This is a genomic window from Spirosoma harenae (assembly GCF_054776975.1).
The window spans coordinates 71,477-90,163 of sequence record NZ_BAAHBD010000017.1 but is presented as its reverse complement, the minus strand read 5'-3'; the positions used below and the strand labels follow the sequence as shown (position 1 = coordinate 90,163).

The window sequence follows — 18,687 nt, the reverse complement described above, 5'->3', positions numbered from 1 at the left end:
TTTATTGTTGTTTACTTATTGTTTGTTTATTCCACTAACTTCAGCAATTCATTTAGTTTCAATAATGCCTCAATTGGTGTCAGGCGATTAACGTCAATCGCACGGAGCTTTTCTTTAATGGCTTCGGACTTTGGATCGCCTGCTTCGATGATTCGTAAAGCGAGTTCTCGCTCTTGCGGTACAGCTTCGCGAATCTTTTCTTTGTTCGCTTCCCGTCCGTGCGATGATTCCAGCTTCTTCAAAATCTCGGTGGCTCGGCTCACAATCTGAGCGGGCATACCAGCCATCTGCGCTACGTGAATACCAAAGCTATGCTCGGAACCGCCTTCTTTCAGCTTACGCAGGAAAATGACTTTATTACCCACTTCCTTTACGGCTACGTTGTAATTTTTGATCCGCGAGTTATCCGCAGCCAGATCGTTCAACTCATGATAATGGGTGGCAAACAAAGTCTTGGGGCGACAATCGGTTTTGTTATGCAAGTATTCCGTAATCGCCCAGGCAATCGAAACGCCATCGTAGGTACTCGTTCCGCGACCAATTTCATCCATTAACACTAGGCTTCGTTCGCTAAGATTGTTCAGAATACTAGCCGTTTCCGTCATTTCGACCATGAACGTACTTTCTCCTCTGGAGAGATTGTCGCTAGCTCCTACTCTCGTAAAGATTTTATCGACAATCCCGATTTCAGCCAGCGACGCTGGAACAAAACTACCCGACTGCGCCATCAGTACAATTAACGCCGTTTGTCGCAACAACGCCGATTTACCAGCCATATTCGGTCCGGTAATGATAATGATCTGCTGGGTTTCGTCGTCCAGATAAATATCGTTCGGGATATACGGCTCGCCTGGTGGCAGTTGCTGTTCAATAACCGCGTGACGGCCATCTTTTATAGTCAGTACTTTACTTTCGGTAATCTGCGGACGAACGTATTTATTTTTGACCGCTACTCGTGCAAAAGAAGACAGCACATCCAATACCGACAAGGCACGGGCATTCTGCTGAATAGCGCCAACATATTCACCAGCCGCCAGAACCATCTCATTGAACATTCGAGCTTCGATCTGAAAAATCTGCTCTTCGGCGTTCAGGATTTTATCTTCATATTCTTTCAGTTCAGGCGTGATGTAGCGTTCGGCATTTACCAACGTCTGCTTCCGAATCCAATCTTCTGGCACACGGTTTTTGTGGGCGTGGGTTACTTCCAGATAATAGCCAAATACTTTGTTATAGGCTACTTTCAATGAAGTAATGCCCGTCCGCTCCACTTCGCGCTCCTGCAATTGCAACAGATAATCTTTACCCGAATAAGCAATTGCGGTCAATTCATCTAACTCAGCATTAATACCTGGCTTAATCATGCCACCCTGATTTGAAAGGGCCGGTGGATCTTCGCGAAGCTCCGTTTCAATTCGGTCGAGCAGGAACGATACGGGATTGAGCTGATCAGCGTATTTTTTTAAGGCAAGTGATTCATTCTGCGACAAGGCCGTAATCAACAGCTCTTTAATTGGCAAAACATGTTGTAGCGACCGTTTGAGCTGCAACAACTCGCGAGGGCTAATCCGTCGAACTGCTACTTTGGAAACCAGACGCTCTAAATCACCAATCTGCCGCAGATGTGCCACCATTGCCTCAGATAAATCGATGTCGGCAACGAGCAAATCAACCATATTTAATCGCTCGTCGATCAGGGCTTTTTCTTTTAGCGGTAGGCTTAGCCATTTACGGAGCAATCGCGCGCCCATTGGCGTCACTGTCTGATCAAGAATCTGGATCAAAGGAACGCCACCTTCCTGTTGCGCTGCCGTTAGTTCGAGATTGCGAATAGTAAACCGATCCAGCCAGACATACCGATCTTCTTCGAGTCGGGTGACGCGGGTAATGTGCTGAAGATCTTTATGTTCGGTTTCATTTAAATAATGTAGAATTACACCGGCAGCAATAATTCCATCAGGTAGTCCTTCAATGCCGAATCCTTTCAGGGAAGTTGTCTGAAAATGCTGTTTCAGGAAATTATAGCCAAAATCATACGTAAACGCCCAATCCTCGAGGGTGTAGGTATGAAACTTGTCGCCGAAGAGCAAGCCGAACTCCTGCCGATTTCGCTTGCAATACAAAACCTCCGATGGATTGAAACTTTGCAGCAGTTTATCAACATACGCTGCGTTGCCCTGCGAAGCCAGAAACTCTCCCGTCGAAATGTCCAGAAACGATACGCCAAACTGGTCTTCCGGATGGCCGGACCCTCCTTTACCAAAATGCACCGCTGCCAGGTAGTTATTTCGTCGGGTATCGAGTACATTATCATTGAAGGAAACACCGGGTGTTACCAATTCAGTAACTCCTCGCCGAACAATTCCTTTTGCTAATGCAGGGTCTTCCAACTGATCGCAGATGGCAACTCGTTCACCCGCTCGAACGAGCTTTGGCAGGTGTGTATCAAGCGAATGATGCGGGAAGCCGGCCAACTCTTCGTTAGAGCCACCATTGTTCCGTTTCGTAAGTGTGATACCCAGAATTTTACTGGCTTTTACAGCATCTTCGCCGAATGTTTCGTAGAAATCACCGACGCGAAAAAGCAGCAGAGCGCCAGGATATTTAGCTTTAATCTGATTATATTGGCGATTAAGGGGCGTTTCGTTTTTCTTACTTTGTGGCTTTGCTGGGGTGGCGGTTTTCACTGAATTCTGCGGGTATGTACTAAACAAATATAGTAAAATTTGCCGAGAAAATGGCTGTTTTTCGCCTTATTACGCCCCATAAACTTCTAAATAAATGAATGCTGTATGATACCTTCTACCGAACCTGTATTACCCATTAAGGTCAGTTTCAATCCAATTATTCGAACCTATTTCTTACTGTATGTAGCTTTTATTCTGCTCGTTACTATTATCGGTATTGTTCTGCTTCCTATCTGGCTGCTTGGTGTGGGGCAATGGTGGAGTCGCCATTATTTTCATAATCTGGAATGTGAATTAACTGAGCGCTCGTTACGCTTCCAGAAGGGAATTCTGGTGCATGTCGAGAAAACCATTCCGCTCGAAAATATTCAGGATGTTACGTTTGTTGCGGGGCCGCTGTTGCGGTATTTCGATCTTTGTATTTTAAAATTTGAGACGGCCGGTCAAAGTCCTAACCAAGCCCACAACATGGAACTGATTGGCATCATAGATGCCCAGACTTTTCGGACGCAAATTCTCGAACAACGACAAAAATTAATCGCCACTCGAAGCAACCAATCTCATCCCGTCAATACAGATCAGGCGCTTCTTACCGAAGTCCGTGATACACTACGCGATATTCGACAATTATTACAAGACAATCTTAACCAAACCAATGCGTAAACTTTTTCTTGATGAACTGAATCGTTTATCCGTCGATGATTTTAAAGCTGCCGAAAAATTTCCCTACTGCCTGATTCTGGACGACATCCGTAGCCTGAATAACGTTGGTTCTGTATTCCGCACCGCCGATGCTTTCCGAGCCTCTAAACTTTATTTGTGCGGAATTACCGGCCAACCTCCCCATCGTGACATTACCAAAACAGCATTGGGTGCCACAGAATCAGTCGATTGGGAATACATATCTGACGTAGGCGAGTTAATAGAGCGATTGCAGGTTGATGGCTGGGTTGTGGCCGCTGTTGAACAAGCCGAAGGAAGCACATTGTTAAATGATTTCGTACCTGAATCTAACAAATCGTACGCTTTTGTGTTGGGTAACGAGGTAACGGGTGTTCGCGACGAGATTGTCCAATCGGCGGATATAGTCCTTGAAATACCTCAATTTGGAACGAAACATTCGCTCAATATTGCCGTGACTGCAGGGATAATTTGCTGGGATTTTCTCCAGAAAACGTAACAAAAATTTAACATTAGGCTTTAGTTTATCGCTAAAAATTCGTATTTCTTTGTAAATTTTTCCTACCAATCAGATGGCAAACAAAACCATAAAAACTAAGCAAAAGTCGCTGGCTTCGGAAATTGTCAGTTCAATTGAAACCAAGCTCACTGAAGCAGGAGCAGCCACCAAAAAAATGAAAAAGTCGATTGAGCGATCGGCTGACAAACTGGCCAAGAAACTCGCCAAATTGATGCATAAAGCGGAAAAGAAAGCCACAAAACCCGCAAAAAAAGTAAAGAAAACAGCCGACAAAGCGAAGAAAAAAGTAGCGAAGGCGGAAGCAAAAGCCGAACAAACAGCGGCTAAAGCAATCGACACAGTGGCTAAAACAGCAACAACAGCTGCTTCGAAAGCTCCTCGCCCTGCGGCTAAACCGGCTGCCCCCAAAACAACGGCCGCTAAAGCACCAGCCGCTCGCCCTAAAGCTACCACACCAGCCCCCCCTGCCGAAGCAGAAGCTGACAAAGCCTGAGGAAATACTAAACGAATATTCTTTTATTTATGACGAGAAAGCCTGCTTTATGTAGGCTTTTTTTATTATAATCCTTGCTTTTTAGCCTATTTTCTTATGACATTTACAAAGTTAGCCGCATCGGATTTTCGGATACATACGTATATAATCTGATACGATTCCTGAACAACCCATAATTGTCAGCGTTATGCTGCACCGTTCAACTACTTTTCTTCTCACAGCGATTGCCTTTCTACTCCTCGGCATCATGGCTGGGCTTGTATATAGTAGCTGGACTTCCACACCAGAAAGCACACAACTAATGGCCTCATCGCTACAATGGCTGGCACTCTTCGGACTCCTTTTAGTATTTCTGGCCTTACTAGGCTATCTGTTCTGGCGTCAGCGACAACAACCGGTGGCTCAGACGGAAGTTCTCCATACCATTGTTCATGAGTTCCAGACACCCATTACTGCCATCCGAATGGCTGTCGACATTCTGGATTCACCCATTGCCCGAGAACATCCTGAACGTACAGAGAAGTATGTACGTATTATTCGTGAAGAAGCGCAACGGCTTCAGCAACAGGTAGAAACCATGCTAACGTTAGCCCGTGCCGATCGGAACACCCTTATTCTAAACACCGAGCCAGTTCAAATTCATCAACTACTCCAATCGGTAGCTGAGCGACATGGTGATTATCTTACTTTGCATTTGTGTGGTACCGAAACCCACTTACTAGCGGATCGGCTTCACCTGACCAACGTATTGTATAATTTACTGGATAACGCGGTAAAGTATAGCGAGAAAAACCCTGTTATAACGTTATTGACCCAAACAGATACTGATGGCCTCACAATCACGGTACGTGATCAGGGCGTAGGTATTCCCCCTAAACAAGTTACGCAGATTTTTCAGCCCTTTTTCCGGGTCCAGGAGCGCAATCAGCCCAGTGTAAAAGGATTTGGTTTAGGGCTGAGTTATGTGCAACGAATTATCCAGGCACATAACTGGACGATCTGGGTAAAAAGTACGTTGGGTCAAGGCACCGAATTCATGATTCAGGTACCAAACACATCGATCTTACCCCCTAAGGAACATACTCATTAATAGGCTAAACTAGTTTCAGCCGGACCTTCGGAGTCGTTTAAGGTCCACGTTTCTTGTCAAGGCAACTACCTAACCCGTAAAACGTAAAACTTAAACGACTCCGAAAGCCCGGCTGAAATTAATTCTAACTCAGAACCGCCTATTTCGCGCTAATTCCCGCTCCTGTTTTCGTCACTTTCATAACGCCATTCATGATGCGCCAGTGACCTGGAAATGTGCAAACGAATGGATAATCGCCGGGAGTTTCCGGAGCCGTGAATTTGAGCCGATACGTTTGATCAGGATTCACTAAAGGCGTAGCGACAAGTACCTGAGCAATAGAAGGTACATAGTTTTTCTCAGCACCGTCTTTTGCCGTAATCATTTTATCGGCAGCGGCCCCAATGATCTCCATACTTTTGGGTTTACCGATTACCAGATTGTGCTGCATCGCGTCGGGGTTTTCGAGCACAATTTCGACTTGCTTACCGGCTGTCACTGTAAACTCCTTCTTATCGTAGCGCATTTCTTCCCGAACCGTTTTGATCCGCACCACTTCAACGTTTGGATCAACAGGCGCTTCTTTGGTAATACCCCATACTTCATACAAACGGTTGAGACGATTGCTGTTATCACCTGATACAGAACTACTCAGGCTGGCCAGGAATGATTTGTCAGCATCCCGAACATCGGCTTTCTGTTTGGGGTTCCAGCCTTCCGATACGCCTTTAACTATCGCTTCGCTTTCGGCTGAGGCCAATTTCTGTGTTTGACGGAGGAGTGCAATAACCGAATCGATTGGGGCTACGGATACATAACTGCGAGTAGCACGCTCCAGTACGTACGCACCTATGCTTTGCGGTGCCCGATAGGTCAAGGTATGCGTAGCGTTGTTGTTCTGCTCGTTTCCTTCCGCAATTTTATTCTCCCGATCGAGCATAGCAGTGACTGTATATTGCCCTGCCCGCTCAAACATCACCCCCATATCGCCAACCCACGGCCCGTTGTTTGCCTTGCTGATCGTGACGGTTTCACCTGGTTTAATGCCTGTATCGTGCGTCACACTCACAAAATCAATTTTCGCTCCGTCAGCACTTCCTTTCGGTCCTTCTACCCGAATCGACAACGGAATCGGCGTTCCTGCTGGAATCGCTACTCCGCCTGCATTCGTCACATCAACAAATAATTGCGCTCGTTCGCGTACCGATGGCGATTCGGGTGTTGTCCGAATGGCTTTAATAACGAGATCAGGTTTATCGCCAGACGGGGTAGTCGAAGCCGTTGATTTGGTTGACGCTGTGGCATCGTTGTGCGCATGGGCACTCATATCATGGTTGTGCGTATTTTGCGCTGGCGCTGCCGATGCTACCTGTTTCATATATTGCTTCAGCAAATGTCCGTTCTGAGCGGTCAGCGTGCTGGCAAACGCTTCAGGCAGCCAACGGTCGTTCACCTCGGTCGCTTTGTTTAGTCTGGCGAGAACCATTTCCTGTACTTCTGGCAATTTTACCCAATCCTTCTCTGATAGAGCCAGCAATGTATTTAATACAACTAAAGGTTCTTTATCATTTAGCAGATCATACTGTTTGATCGTATGAACGGTATTGGGGACCATTGGCAAAACCTGTATGGCTGTTTTACGGACACTCGCGCAGGGATGCTGCAAAGCTGTTTTAATACCATCAAATACAGTAATCTGCTCTGGAGTTAGCGATGTTCCCAGATTAGTAAACACTAGTCCTTTCAGGGTCCACAACGCATGAATCGCAGCTGGATTATTGCCAATTTCATCAAGCGATTGATCCTTAACTAAAGCCACCAGTTGCGGAACTACGTCTTTATTATTCCGTTCGATGAGCAGTCGCTGAGCGGTCGTACGCCAGAACATATTATTGTTTTTCAGCGCAGCCACCAGTTCTTGTGGGCGATCTTTGCTCAGGGTCATGGGCGTATAAGCTGGCGCGTTCTTGTAGCCAACTCGGTAAATCCGACCGTGGGTAAAATCGCGCAGGGGCGTTTCGTAAGCATTTCCTGAGCCATTGGTAGCTCCCTTCGGCGTAGGATTGTGCTGAATGATATAACTGTACCAATCGACAACCCAAACGGCTCCGTCTGGCCCCACTTCGGCAAATACAGGAGCAAACCACTCATCGGCACCTGCCATCAGGTTAAAGCCCTCGGTATCTTCAAAGTCGGTACCGGTTTTCTTCATCACATTTTGGTGCAGAATATGACCTGTTGGTTCCGAAACAAACGCAATGTTGTTCCAATACTTTTTCGGGAAAGCACGGGCGGTATAAAAATTATGCCCCGCTGCGGCCGTAAATCCACCGAATACATCCACCTGACGCACTTTTTCCGTAATTGGCTTCATGTCTTTGTGCGTATCAGTACTTCGGCTTCCGTTTTCGCGCAAATGAGGAGCGCCATGAAAATACTGGTTCGGAATGGCCATGTACCAACCATGCGAGTTATTCGCAGTAGAACCGAAGATGTCGCCGGTTTCGGTGAAACCCAATCCCCAGGTATTGTTCGATGTAGCCGTTACGTATTCCAGTTTCGATCCGTCGGGCTTGAATCGGAAAAAGCCCTGGCCAAATTTAACGCTATCGGCCCCAACTTTTCCTTTGAAACCCGAATACCCAACGCTCCCCCAAATCCAGTTATCAAATCCGTAATGCAGGTTGCTTGGCCCAGCGTGGGTATCGAACGTGCCGAAACCTGTAAAAACAATTTTCTTCACATCTGCTTTGTCGTCGCCGTTTGTATCCTGTAAAAACAGCATGTGGGGGGCCTGCGATACGTATAAACCGCCGTTGGCAAAGGCCATGCCCGTAGGAATGCTCAAGCCTTCGGCAAAATTGGTGAACTTATCCGCCTTGCCATCTTTGTTTGTGTCTTCGCAAATGACGATATAATCCGAACCGCCTTCCGGTTTACGCTCGTTAGGATAGTCCTTGGTAATCAGCACAAACAGTCGACCACGCTCATCCCACGACATAGCAATCGGGTGCATGACATTGGGTTCGTGCGCAAACAAGTCCAGCGTAAAATCGACTGGAACCTGAATGTGCTTCATCGATTCCTCCGGAGAAAGGGGCTTCTGCTGCAATTGGGCGCCAGGGCGTTTTTCATAGTTCGGAAGTACTGCTTCCTGATAGGCAAAAGCTTGCGGTTTCAGGTCGTCATGGAGTTTTTTAACCTCGTCACCAACGGCCCATAAAATACCCCGTTCCAATAGTTGCTGAAAACCGGGCTGGCTCCAGGTCCGTTCATCGTGTCCATACGCTGTATAAAAAACCCGCCCTTTTCCGTATTGACGCGTCCAGGTGTAGGGTTCTTCTTTCTGGTCGGGTTTATCTTTTGCCTGATCCGCTTTGATTTCGCGAACAGCCAGCACATTGTTATCTGCCTGAAGATGACTATGCAAATAGGTTTCGTCGAAGGCTTTAAACGACTGCAAACCCATCATAATCGGATGGTTAGGCTGCGTAGTCCGGGTTTGAATCGTATCCATGCGGTGCCGCCAGAACTGACCGCCTACTACTTTATCAACGTATTCAGCCGAGTTGCGGAAACAGTACGATGCGCAATGGACAGGAATCAGGCCTTTACCCGATGCAACATAATCCAGCAACGCTTTCTCCTGCGGCTTGGGAATACTATCCCAGTTGGCAAAAATCAACAATCCATCGTACTTATTGAGATTGTCAGCATTCAGGTCTTCCAGCTTATCCGTATAGGTAAAGTTGATTCCTTTATTGCCTAAAGCTGCCATAATTTGCGGCACACGCTCGATGGGTCGATGGTGGCCATTATCGCCCAAAAACAGGATTTCGATCCGGCGTGGATTAGCCCTGCCGGTACTTACCTTGCTAGCTTTTCCGCTGGTCTGACTAACTGATGTTTGTGAGCCTGATTGACGGGCACATTGGGCGTAAAGGATCGTTAGCCCAATGAGTATGAGTAGTTTTTTCATAGCCTTATTCCGGCCAGCAAGGCCGGTTATTCCTACAGGTTAAAATCTGGCAATTGTATCAATTTCCCCCCCTGAAGCGCCGATTCATGCGCCAGAATACCCACGCTTGTCCAGTTGGCCGATTGAGCCGCATTAGGGAACGGATCACGGTCTTCTACAATTGCCGATATGAATTCATTGACCATGTGCGGGTGTGAGCCTCCATGACCTCCGCCCTGCGTGAAAGACAGGTGCTGTGTCTCATCAGCATCGTACACGCCTTTGGTTGTAAATCGCTGAATGGGTTCGGGCAATAGATGAGCGTAATCCGGAACCGTTACTTTTTCGGGAATTTCTGGCTCTGGTTTTTTAGCCGTATGAATTACCGGTTGCTCATCTTCAATCAGTTGCCACTCAAACGATTTTTTATCGCCGTACACTTCAAAACTTTCGCGGTATTGCCGCGCTACATCAAATAACGACCGATACACATAGGCCGATAAATCGCTGTCTTTAAATTTAATATGCGCTGATTCAACGGCAAACGGTGAGTTGTGAATCTTCGCCAGTTCTTCCCGAATAGTTCCCGATCCAAAACACGATACATAATCAGCCTGAAGTTTCAGCAATCCAGCAACGGGGCCGACACAGTGCGTGGCGTAGTGCATCGGTGGCAGACCGGGCCAATAATCAGGCCAGCCGTCCATGTCCTGCTGGTGGCTCGCTTTCAGGAACTGTACTTTACCCAGTTCTCCCTTCTCATACAACTCCTTGACAAACAGAAACTCGCGGCTATACACCACCGTTTCCATCATCATGTATTTTTTTCCCGACTCCTTTGTTGCTTTCACAATTTCCAGGCAATCTTCCACACTCGTAGCCATCGGCACCGTGCAGGCAACATGTTTCCCGGCCCGCAACGCTTTCAGGCTCTGTTCGGCATGATTAGGGATAGGCGAATTGATGTGTACCGCATCGACTTCTGGATCAGCTAATAGCTCGTCGTAATTGCTGTAGCGTTTTTCAATTCCATACGCATCGCCAATCTTATTCAGGTTCTCGACGTTGCGCTGGCAAATAGCATACATGTTTGCGTCTGGGTGACGCTGATAGATGGGAATAAATTCGGCCCCAAACCCGAGACCCACGATGGCAATGTTAATCATAAATGATTGAATTGTTGAATGATTGAATTACGATCCGCCGTAGCGGTAAATGACTGAGGCTGAACGATTACGAATTCAATCATTCAACAATTCAATCATTCGGCTATTTATAAAGGCCAGCCCATCCACCGCCAGCTGTTCGGGCGATTGGAACATAGGCCGGAAAATATGGGTGGCAGCGGCTAGTGACGGCGGATTGGGTCCGAAGGCTTCAATGGCGATTGGCCCTTCATATCCCACTTCCTCTAATACGCTGAATACTTCATCAAAATTGATATGGCCTTGACCCGGTGTAGAACGGTCATTTTCTGAAATCTGAACGTGAACCAGATAGGGGGCGCACAGTCGGATTGCATCGGCTATATTTTTCTCTTCCATGTTCGCATGAAAGGTATCGAAAGCTGCCCGACAATTTGGGTGATTGACCGCCTGTACATAACGAACCAGATCGTCGGTGCAGGTGAGCAGGTAAATTTCGAACCGATTCAGATACTCAACGGCTAACGTAACGTCTTTTGTCTGAGCATATTCGGCGATTTCACGCATGGCGGTGACCGACCAGTTCCATTCTTCAGTCGTCGCCGGCTTACCCGTAAACGTTTTAAAACCAGCGTACATAGGTCCCATCAGAATGCGCGCACCAACGGCGGCCGCTGAATCAATAATCTGTTTAAGGTACACAATACCTGCCTTCCTTACTTCTTCATCAGGACTAATCAGGCTAACTTCGGGTGCGCAAATGGTACAGGCCTGAACGCCTAACTCCAGTTCGGCTAGTTGTTTGCCCAACTGCTGCCACTTTTCCAGATTGCCTCCACTGATGGGTACTTCAACAAAATCAAACCCACTTTTTTTTAGGAACGATAATGTATCAGCTAAATCTTCGTCCATCGTCGCCGTCCAGACGAACATGTTCATTCCTATCTTATTCATATTATGTCTCTAAAAAATCAAACAAATTTAAACAGTAGTACCGTTACGAGTCTAGCTTTTATTGGCTAATACTAACTCTATTTTCACATAAACTGGATAGCATAATCGTTTTTTGTGTTAAAAAGTAGTAGTTGAATGAAACAGCCCCTCCGAAAAGATATCGAACCCGTTGCGGCTTCCTTTACCGTAAAAGAACTGGTCGCTCCTCACTTCGACCCGAACTGGCATTTCCATCCGCATTACCAGTTATTTTTGGTTGAAGAAGGACGCGGGACGCGCTTTATTGGCGATTCGATTAAACCGTTTGGTCCTGGTGATCTGGTTTTTCTGGGTCCTAATCTCCCGCATCTCTGGCGCAGCGATCAGGTTTATTTCGACAAGCAGTCGGGGCTTACCACAAAAGGGATTGTCGTATACTTTACGGATGATTTTCTGGGCGAGAGTTTTTTCCAAAAGCAGGAAATGCTTCCCTTGCGGCAATTGCTGGATCGTGCCCGGCAAGGGCTGGAATGGACAGATCCGATTCGTAGTCGGGCTCAGCAAGCTCTGAAAAATCTGGCTATACAACCCGTTACGTTCGACCGTGTACTTAGCCTATTGACGTTGCTCAATGATCTGTCAAATGCGACTGATTACCAGTATCTGACTAGCTCGGGATATACGAATACGGTCAAACCAACGGAAACCGACCGTATGCAACTGGTTCATGACTATGTCCTTAGCCATTTTGCTGACGAAATCAGTCTGGATCGTGTGGCGGATCTGGCCGGGATGACCTCACCCGCTTTCTGTCGATATTTCAAAGCGCGGGCGAATAAGACGTTCTCCGAATTTGTCTCAGAAGTACGCATTGGCCATGCCTGCAAACTACTCATGAGCGGCAAGCTCTCAATCACGCAGATTAGTTTTGATAGTGGTTTCCGTACGCTATCGAATTTTAACCGGCAATTCAAGGACATAACTGGTCAAACCCCTTCCAATTATGTAAAAACGTATCGCCAATTTTAGTAACACCTGTTAGCTGTTTCAGGCATTCCATTAAATAACAACGACCCACTTTCACCTGAAAGTGGGTCGTTGTTATTTAATTCAATTAGTTAATAAGCAACTCTCGTGCTTTCTGTTTGGCCTACGGATACACCCTCCTGAACGAACGAAATTAAGTCTTCATTCAGGCGATCTTTTGACGTTACAAATAATCCATGTGGCTCTCCTTCGTAGACAATATATTGCGCTGTTGGCAAGGCGTTGGCTGTCCGTTCGCCCGATGCTTCAATGGGCACCGTTTTATCGGAATCACCGTGAATAATTAGAGCTGGCACCTGAATCTGAGCCAGATCATCTCGGAAATCGGTTGTGGAAAATGAGCTAGCACAGTCCAGTGTGGCTTTGTGCGAGGCTACATAGGCTCGGGCAAAATCGCCGTCAAGGTGGGCCTGGCTAACTGGCTGGCTAACCAGATTAACGCCATAAAACTGTTTGCCAAACGTTTTTAGAAAATCAGCCCGATCTTTCCGTAGGTTGGTTTCAATTTCGTCAAAAACTTCCTGATCTACGCCATCTGGATTATCGTCCGTTTTCAACAGATAAGGAGTCACGGCACTGACAAAGGCAACTTTTGCCACCCGAGCCCCTCCGTGTCGACTCATATATCGAGCCACTTCACCCCCACCCATCGAGAAACCTACCAGAGTTACATTTTGCAGGTCTAATTCGTCGAGGACAGCTTTCAGATCATCGGCAAGCGTATCATAATCATACCCATCCCAGGGCTGAGACGACTTGCCAAATCCACGACGGTCGTAAGCCACCACGCGAATACCATGAGCAGGTAATTCGGCTAATTGATAATCCCACATTTCATGAGCCAAGGGCCAGCCATGAATTAATACAACAGGTGTTCCTCTGCCCAGATCCTGATAAAAAAGTTTTACGTCATTACCTGACGCATCCGTGCCCGCTTTGATGTAGCTCATAACGTGATCAAATTTGTTGAGTTAAACTTTGTCTGTTTATTCGACTTATTTAGTAGAGAACTTTAGGTACGGAGAATAGTTTGTAAAGGATTTTTGAATTACCCATTTTTAACATAAAATTATCACTTGGGAATGAAGCAGTCCTTAGTCAATCGGTTAACCAATCAGCCGGGGGCTTTACCACATCTGCTAGCCAACTTGACGGAAGCGCAAATTCGCCAACGTCCTCAATCAGATAAATGGTCGATTTTCGAGAATTTAGCCCATCTTGGCCGGTATCAGGAGGTTTTTATGGAACGACAGCAACGTATCCGTACAGAAGATACGCCTTTCTTCGATCGCTACATTGCTGATAATGATCCGGATTTCCCCAGTTGGACGCAACTCCCTTTTTCCGTCGTAGTAGATCAATTTCACAAGACGCGAACAACACTTAACAAATTTCTAGGTGAGTTACCAGCAGAAGAGCTGAATCGTATTGGATTGCATCCGGCTTTTGGTCCAATGACTGTAGAAGGCTGGACCGAATTTTTCCTGCTCCACGAAGCCCATCATTTTTTTACGATTCTGAAATTGGGAGGTCCCTTACGGCCGAAGCAATTGCCGATGGGGTTGTAATTCTCCTTACCCCTGCCCCTTTCTTACAGCGGGAGGAGGGTGTTCTTCTGCTACTTATTCACCATCTACCGTTCGATGTCACTCCGAAAATACCTATTTCGGGGTATTGTGCCACTCTCGTTCAACGACCAACTTTGCTTCGTTTCTGGTTCTAATCCACAAATGGAAATTATCGGCACAATACCCGATGAACACTTCTATTCACACCATTTTTTACTCTTATTCGTCGATTAACTTTTTTCATAATCGGTTAGAGGACGTATGACAAACAAGTGTTTGTACTTACGTAGAGTATTAGATAAGGCAACCTTCCTATTTAATTAGGTAATCTTTGTCGAAAACCTAATCTCGAACTCTCTGTATGTTTCTTTTCCCGAAAATCTGCCAATCAGCGGCTCGTTCGTCTGGATTGCTGTTGATTGGATTGATCGCTGGGTCTACTCTGTTTGCCCAGCAGCCCAAAGCAAATGATTCGACCACTCCACTGCATCTACTGAAGCCGGATTATCCAACACCATACGGTCAACCCAAAATCGAAGAGGTAACGACTGTATTGCGCCGAATCCATAATTATCTGGATGCGAATACGCCTACCCAACTCATTGATAAAGAGACGAAGAAAGACATTCCATCGGGAGGCACATTTAATCCAAACGCCATTTTCAAACCGGGTGATTTTCGGCTGATTAGCTACGAGTGGGGGGTTACATACATGGGTATGCTGTTGGCCAGCCAGGCAACGGGCGACGGGCGCTATGCGGATTATACGACCAAACGGATTCAGTTTATTGCCGACCAGTTGCCTTATTTTCGGGCGCAGGTAATGGCTGATCCACAGGCGAATACGCCTATGCGTTCGGTGCTGGCTCCCCATGCCCTCGACGATGCCGGAGCCATGTGTGCCGCCATGATTAAAGCAAGTCGGGCAGGCGGTGTGAAAGCCGACCTGCGCCCAATGATCGACAATTACATCAATTACATTCAGACGAAAGAATTTCGGCTGACCGATGGTACACTAGCCCGTAATCGCCCTCAGCCCAATACACTTTGGCTCGATGATTTATTTATGAGCGTTCCGGCGCTGGCGCAGATGGGTAAACTTACCGGCGAACGAAAGTACTACGACGAAGCCGTAAAACAGGTCACCCAGTTTGCTAAACGAATGTTCAATCAGCAGAAAGGGCTTTACATGCACGGGTGGGTCGAAGGCATGACGGTTCACCCCGAATTTCACTGGGGCCGCGCCAATGGCTGGGGAATTCTGACGGCTGTTGAATTATTGGATGTGTTGCCAGAAGACCATCCAGGTCGTCCGGCCATTCTGGAGTTACTAAGAGCACACGCAAAAGGATTAGCCGCGCAGCAGTCGGGTTCGGGTTTCTGGCACCAGTTGCTCGACCGGCATGATTCGTATCTGGAAACCTCAGCAACAGCGATTTATACGTACTGTTTTGCACGAGCAATCAACAAGGGTTGGCTCGATCCGCTGGCTTATTCAGCGGCTACGTTGCTGGGCTGGAACGCCGTAGCCACGAAAGTGAATACTACTGGTCAGGTAGAAGGGGTTTGTGTCGGTACGGGGATGGGTTTCGATCCGGCTTTTTATTACCACCGACCTATTAATCCGTATGCAGCACATGGCTATGGTCCTGCTTTACTGGCGGGCGCAGAAGTAATCAATATGCTGAAAAAACATACGTTCGAAATCAACGATAGTTCGCTGCAATTGCTTCAGAAGAAATAAGGGAATCGTAGGAATCATTGCCAAACTTTAAAATGGTTGATTCCAACACTGATCGACTGGCCATCGGGGTGAATTCCGCCCCGATGGCCTACAATAATACCAATTTTACCTTTCCTACCTGATTCAACGGATTTATCAAAAAGAATCCGGCCATTCACGCAGACTTTTAAGCGCTTACCAAATCGTTCAACGCGCAGTAGCTGATTATTTTCGCTAGAAATGAATCCGCCCAGACCGAATCGCTCTTTATCATACGCTTTTACATACAAATGATTGGGCGACGAATAAGCTGCTTGATAGTATGCAGGATTCAGATTACCGGCTGGTTTGACGTCCCAACAAATCCCAGCGTAGGCAATATCCCCCCAAATTCCAATCTGGATTTCCGCTATGAAATCATTAAAATCTTCAGTAGATGTGATAAAGTACTCCTGTGGATTCTGGCTTCTATATACTGTTCCGGAGAAATCAAGTTTGTTCGTTTCAAAGTTGAAGTACCTGACAGTCGGGTAATTAAAATCAAGTTTTTCAAAACCTTTGCGGGCAAAGTCCTCATCAATAACGAGTTTCATACCTGATTTTTCATGCTCGATTTCGTCATGGAGTATGGCTTGTTCTCTAACAAGTGCGGCTTGCGTTTCCTTATCCTCAACTTTTCGGGCAGCATCCATAGCGCGTTTCCTCTTTAATGCTTCCACATTCTCTGGCTTGTTCGCCCATTGGACAAACAAATAGCCAAAAACGAGGATCACCAGGAATGCGATTGCAAAAATTTTCATGATGAAACAGAACAGTCAACTGTGAATGACGAAACTCAATTGCACTCGACTTTTAAACAGGCTATGACTGCCTGCGGAATCCCTTTCAATTTTTTGCAGGCGTAGTCGCCTTCCGACAGCGCAATCATTTTCCATTTGCCCTTGCCTAATTTCAGTATCTGCCCAGCCCCTTGTGCCGTTTCCTGTTTATCTCCGTTCAACAGATTAAGACTTACTTCGGCATAATTGCCACAAATTCCACCGCCAGTCACCTCCGCCTTCCGTTGGCTGACAACCTTAGTCGTTTTGAGTTCGGCCATGTATTCGACTTTCCCAATTTTGACCAATAGGTAAACGTCATCATCTGTATGCGCACCGGGCTGACTTGCTTCTTTGACAAGATGAGTAATCAACAACGATTCGTTGGGTGTCTGCCCCTGCCCTGTTGTGCGAAAACCGAGAATTAATGCGAGAAATAAGCTTATTGTACAAACGCAAAAGGTAGTTTTCATTGGTTTTCTGATCACATTATCCGTGTACTGGCTGTTGACGAAATTGAAGCTCGAGGATTGACTGAAGTTGGCGAAGCTGGCTCAGTCGCCGGGACAATACTTCTGACGAAGGGATTCCGTTTACCGTTGTTAATTGAAAAAAATGATTATCTGCCGTAAACAAGGCAACCGTCCGCTGGGCTATTTCGATGTGTGTAATATCCTTATTGTCAAGAAGAAACTGCTGAAGGGAGGGCGTCAGCAATGTTCGAAAATCAACTTCAGAATGCGCCGTTATTCGAAATGCCTGATCCAGTTCGATCTGGTTCGTTTTAAATACGTGTTGGTTAGTCGGTGTGATCGGGCCAAACAGGATCTGCCGGGTATAGATACAAGTTGTAGGATGAGAACTGGAAAGTGTGGCCATCAATACCAAAACAGGATGCGTGGCTCTCCCTCTTCGTTCGCTATAAACAAGGGCTGACACCGTCGTATGCGCTTCTTTTTTTGAAGCGGCATAAACAGTCTTTTCAATGCCAGTGTTCTGGCAAAATTCTGGCAAAAACCGATACGATTCGTGGAGAGTTGGGTTGGTAAAGATGCGTAGCCCTGCCGCTTGCAGCACTGATGGAAACGTCTTTATCTGCTGCAGTTTAGAGCGACTTCGCCAACTGGTATACACGAAAACGCATATAAGGGCGACGGCCGCCAAGATTATCCAGGTTGTCTTTAAAGTACTTTCATCCATTGGTTTACAGCGATTTCAGAGCCATTGGCTTTAAGCAACTGGCATCAGAACGTAAACCTATAACTTTCCTAACGTCAGCACAGGGCTTCTTTACGTCGGGCGGGTTTGGATTTATAATTGGCGAATGTAGATTACTCAGGGAAAATTCCGAGACCGGAGCTGTAGGAAAAGAGGTAACCTTACTTATTTGACAATCAGGCAGGTGAGTTCAGGAGAGTTAACTAAAAAATACGTACTTATTTTGTATAATACGTTTTATCATAGGTTTTGCAGGATAAGCCCACCAGACTTCTGATGGGCTTATTTTTTGCCCATACTCTAGATTTTTACCGCTTGCCGGGCCAGTAATTTCCAGCTGCCTTTCTGCTTAATCCAGACTAGCAATACCGATAATTTTACCTGACCAGGTTTTCCTTTATCTAGTGTTTCGCCCACTAGTTTATGGCGCACCAGCGCTGTATTATCCGTTACTGAAATCGTCTGATCGGATAATTCAATACTAACAAAATCAGACGCGCCACTTACAAGAGCATCAACAAACGCATTTTTGTCTTCGATTTTTCCAGCCGAATGACCATAACTTAACTGATCCGCAGCCAGCGCTTCCAGTTTCTCCTTATCAGGCGAAATCATAAGCTGTCTTAACTGTTCAACTGCCTGAACGACAGCATCCTGATCTTTGGGTTGTGTTAAACTAGTTAATGAGAACGTACCGCAAAATGTAATAATAGCAAGCGCAATAAACTTCATAAGCATTGGGGATTTTGATTAATCACATTGGTAAAACGGTTAAGAGGATTATGGGCAGATACAATCAAAATGGTACTGTGAGAACATTTACTTTA

Annotated in this window: 17 protein-coding genes; 8 read left to right on the top strand and 9 right to left on the bottom strand. The window is 46.3% G+C overall.

Going from position 1 to position 18,687, the window contains the following annotated elements:
* Positions 1 to 26: 26 nt before the first annotated feature.
* Positions 27 to 2,687, bottom strand: coding sequence for a DNA mismatch repair protein MutS (gene mutS / locus ACYVE4_RS21740; RefSeq protein WP_461042350.1), 2,661 nt, complete (start codon positions 2,685 to 2,687; stop codon positions 27 to 29).
* A gap of 105 nt (positions 2,688 to 2,792) precedes the next feature.
* Here mutS and ACYVE4_RS21735 point away from each other — a divergent pair, with 105 nt between their 5' ends.
* The 4 genes from ACYVE4_RS21735 to ACYVE4_RS21720 all read left to right on the top strand — a co-directional run bounded on the left by ACYVE4_RS21735 (position 2,793) and on the right by ACYVE4_RS21720 (position 5,471).
* The gene (locus tag ACYVE4_RS21735; RefSeq protein WP_461042349.1) at positions 2,793 to 3,350 is read left to right on the top strand and encodes a PH domain-containing protein; all 558 of its coding nucleotides are present in this window, start codon (positions 2,793 to 2,795) and stop codon (positions 3,348 to 3,350) included.
* Positions 3,343 to 3,867, top strand: a complete 525-nt coding sequence (locus tag ACYVE4_RS21730; protein WP_461042348.1) for a TrmH family RNA methyltransferase — start codon at positions 3,343 to 3,345, stop codon at positions 3,865 to 3,867. The genes ACYVE4_RS21735 and ACYVE4_RS21730 overlap by 8 nt, the downstream gene beginning before the upstream one ends.
* A gap of 73 nt (positions 3,868 to 3,940) precedes the next feature.
* Positions 3,941 to 4,381, top strand: a complete 441-nt coding sequence (locus ACYVE4_RS21725) for a hypothetical protein (RefSeq protein ID WP_461042347.1) — start codon at positions 3,941 to 3,943, stop codon at positions 4,379 to 4,381.
* Positions 4,382 to 4,568: 187 nt separating this feature from the next.
* Positions 4,569 to 5,471, top strand: coding sequence for a sensor histidine kinase (locus ACYVE4_RS21720; RefSeq protein ID WP_461042346.1), 903 nt, complete (start codon positions 4,569 to 4,571; stop codon positions 5,469 to 5,471).
* 139 nt (positions 5,472 to 5,610) lie between these two features.
* Here the strand turns inward: ACYVE4_RS21720 and ACYVE4_RS21715 are convergent, their stop codons facing one another.
* The 3 genes from ACYVE4_RS21715 to ACYVE4_RS21705 form a co-directional block, all read right to left on the bottom strand.
* On the bottom strand, positions 5,611 to 9,429 hold the full coding sequence (locus ACYVE4_RS21715) for a PVC-type heme-binding CxxCH protein (RefSeq protein ID WP_461042345.1): 3,819 nt from the start codon (positions 9,427 to 9,429) through the stop codon (positions 5,611 to 5,613).
* Positions 9,430 to 9,461: 32 nt separating this feature from the next.
* Positions 9,462 to 10,574, bottom strand: a complete 1,113-nt coding sequence (locus ACYVE4_RS21710) for a Gfo/Idh/MocA family protein (RefSeq protein WP_461042344.1) — start codon at positions 10,572 to 10,574, stop codon at positions 9,462 to 9,464.
* Positions 10,575 to 10,649: 75 nt separating this feature from the next.
* On the bottom strand, positions 10,650 to 11,507 hold the full coding sequence (locus ACYVE4_RS21705; protein WP_461042343.1) for a sugar phosphate isomerase/epimerase family protein: 858 nt from the start codon (positions 11,505 to 11,507) through the stop codon (positions 10,650 to 10,652).
* A 135-nt stretch (positions 11,508 to 11,642) separates the two neighbouring features.
* Here ACYVE4_RS21705 and ACYVE4_RS21700 point away from each other — a divergent pair, with 135 nt between their 5' ends.
* Complete coding sequence (locus ACYVE4_RS21700; protein ID WP_461042341.1) at positions 11,643 to 12,515, top strand: AraC family transcriptional regulator; 873 nt, start codon at positions 11,643 to 11,645, stop codon at positions 12,513 to 12,515.
* 89 nt (positions 12,516 to 12,604) lie between these two features.
* Here the strand turns inward: ACYVE4_RS21700 and ACYVE4_RS21695 are convergent, their stop codons facing one another.
* Positions 12,605 to 13,483 carry an alpha/beta fold hydrolase gene (locus ACYVE4_RS21695; protein ID WP_461042340.1) on the bottom strand — a complete coding sequence of 293 codons (879 nt, stop codon included), beginning with the start codon at positions 13,481 to 13,483 and terminating at the stop codon, positions 12,605 to 12,607.
* Positions 13,484 to 13,615: 132 nt separating this feature from the next.
* Here ACYVE4_RS21695 and ACYVE4_RS21690 point away from each other — a divergent pair, with 132 nt between their 5' ends.
* From ACYVE4_RS21690 to ACYVE4_RS21680, 3 genes are all read left to right on the top strand, one after another.
* Positions 13,616 to 14,101, top strand: a complete 486-nt coding sequence (locus tag ACYVE4_RS21690; protein ID WP_461042338.1) for a DinB family protein — start codon at positions 13,616 to 13,618, stop codon at positions 14,099 to 14,101.
* 75 nt (positions 14,102 to 14,176) lie between these two features.
* The gene (locus tag ACYVE4_RS21685) at positions 14,177 to 14,335 is read left to right on the top strand and encodes a hypothetical protein (RefSeq protein ID WP_461042337.1); all 159 of its coding nucleotides are present in this window, start codon (positions 14,177 to 14,179) and stop codon (positions 14,333 to 14,335) included.
* Between the two features lie 127 nt (positions 14,336 to 14,462).
* Positions 14,463 to 15,845: a glycoside hydrolase family 88/105 protein gene (locus ACYVE4_RS21680; protein WP_461042336.1), complete on the top strand. Its 1,383-nt coding sequence runs from the start codon at positions 14,463 to 14,465 to the stop codon at positions 15,843 to 15,845.
* A gap of 14 nt (positions 15,846 to 15,859) precedes the next feature.
* Here ACYVE4_RS21680 and ACYVE4_RS21675 read toward each other — a convergent pair whose 3' ends face one another.
* The 4 genes from ACYVE4_RS21675 to ACYVE4_RS21660 form a co-directional block, all read right to left on the bottom strand.
* Positions 15,860 to 16,624, bottom strand: a complete 765-nt coding sequence (locus tag ACYVE4_RS21675) for a hypothetical protein (RefSeq protein ID WP_461042335.1) — start codon at positions 16,622 to 16,624, stop codon at positions 15,860 to 15,862.
* Between the two features lie 35 nt (positions 16,625 to 16,659).
* Positions 16,660 to 17,115, bottom strand: a complete 456-nt coding sequence (locus tag ACYVE4_RS21670) for a hypothetical protein (protein ID WP_461042334.1) — start codon at positions 17,113 to 17,115, stop codon at positions 16,660 to 16,662.
* 16 nt (positions 17,116 to 17,131) lie between these two features.
* On the bottom strand, positions 17,132 to 17,842 hold the full coding sequence (locus ACYVE4_RS21665; protein ID WP_461042333.1) for a hypothetical protein: 711 nt from the start codon (positions 17,840 to 17,842) through the stop codon (positions 17,132 to 17,134).
* A gap of 318 nt (positions 17,843 to 18,160) precedes the next feature.
* Positions 18,161 to 18,592, bottom strand: a complete 432-nt coding sequence (locus ACYVE4_RS21660; protein WP_461042332.1) for a nuclear transport factor 2 family protein — start codon at positions 18,590 to 18,592, stop codon at positions 18,161 to 18,163.
* Positions 18,593 to 18,687: the final 95 nt, after the last annotated feature.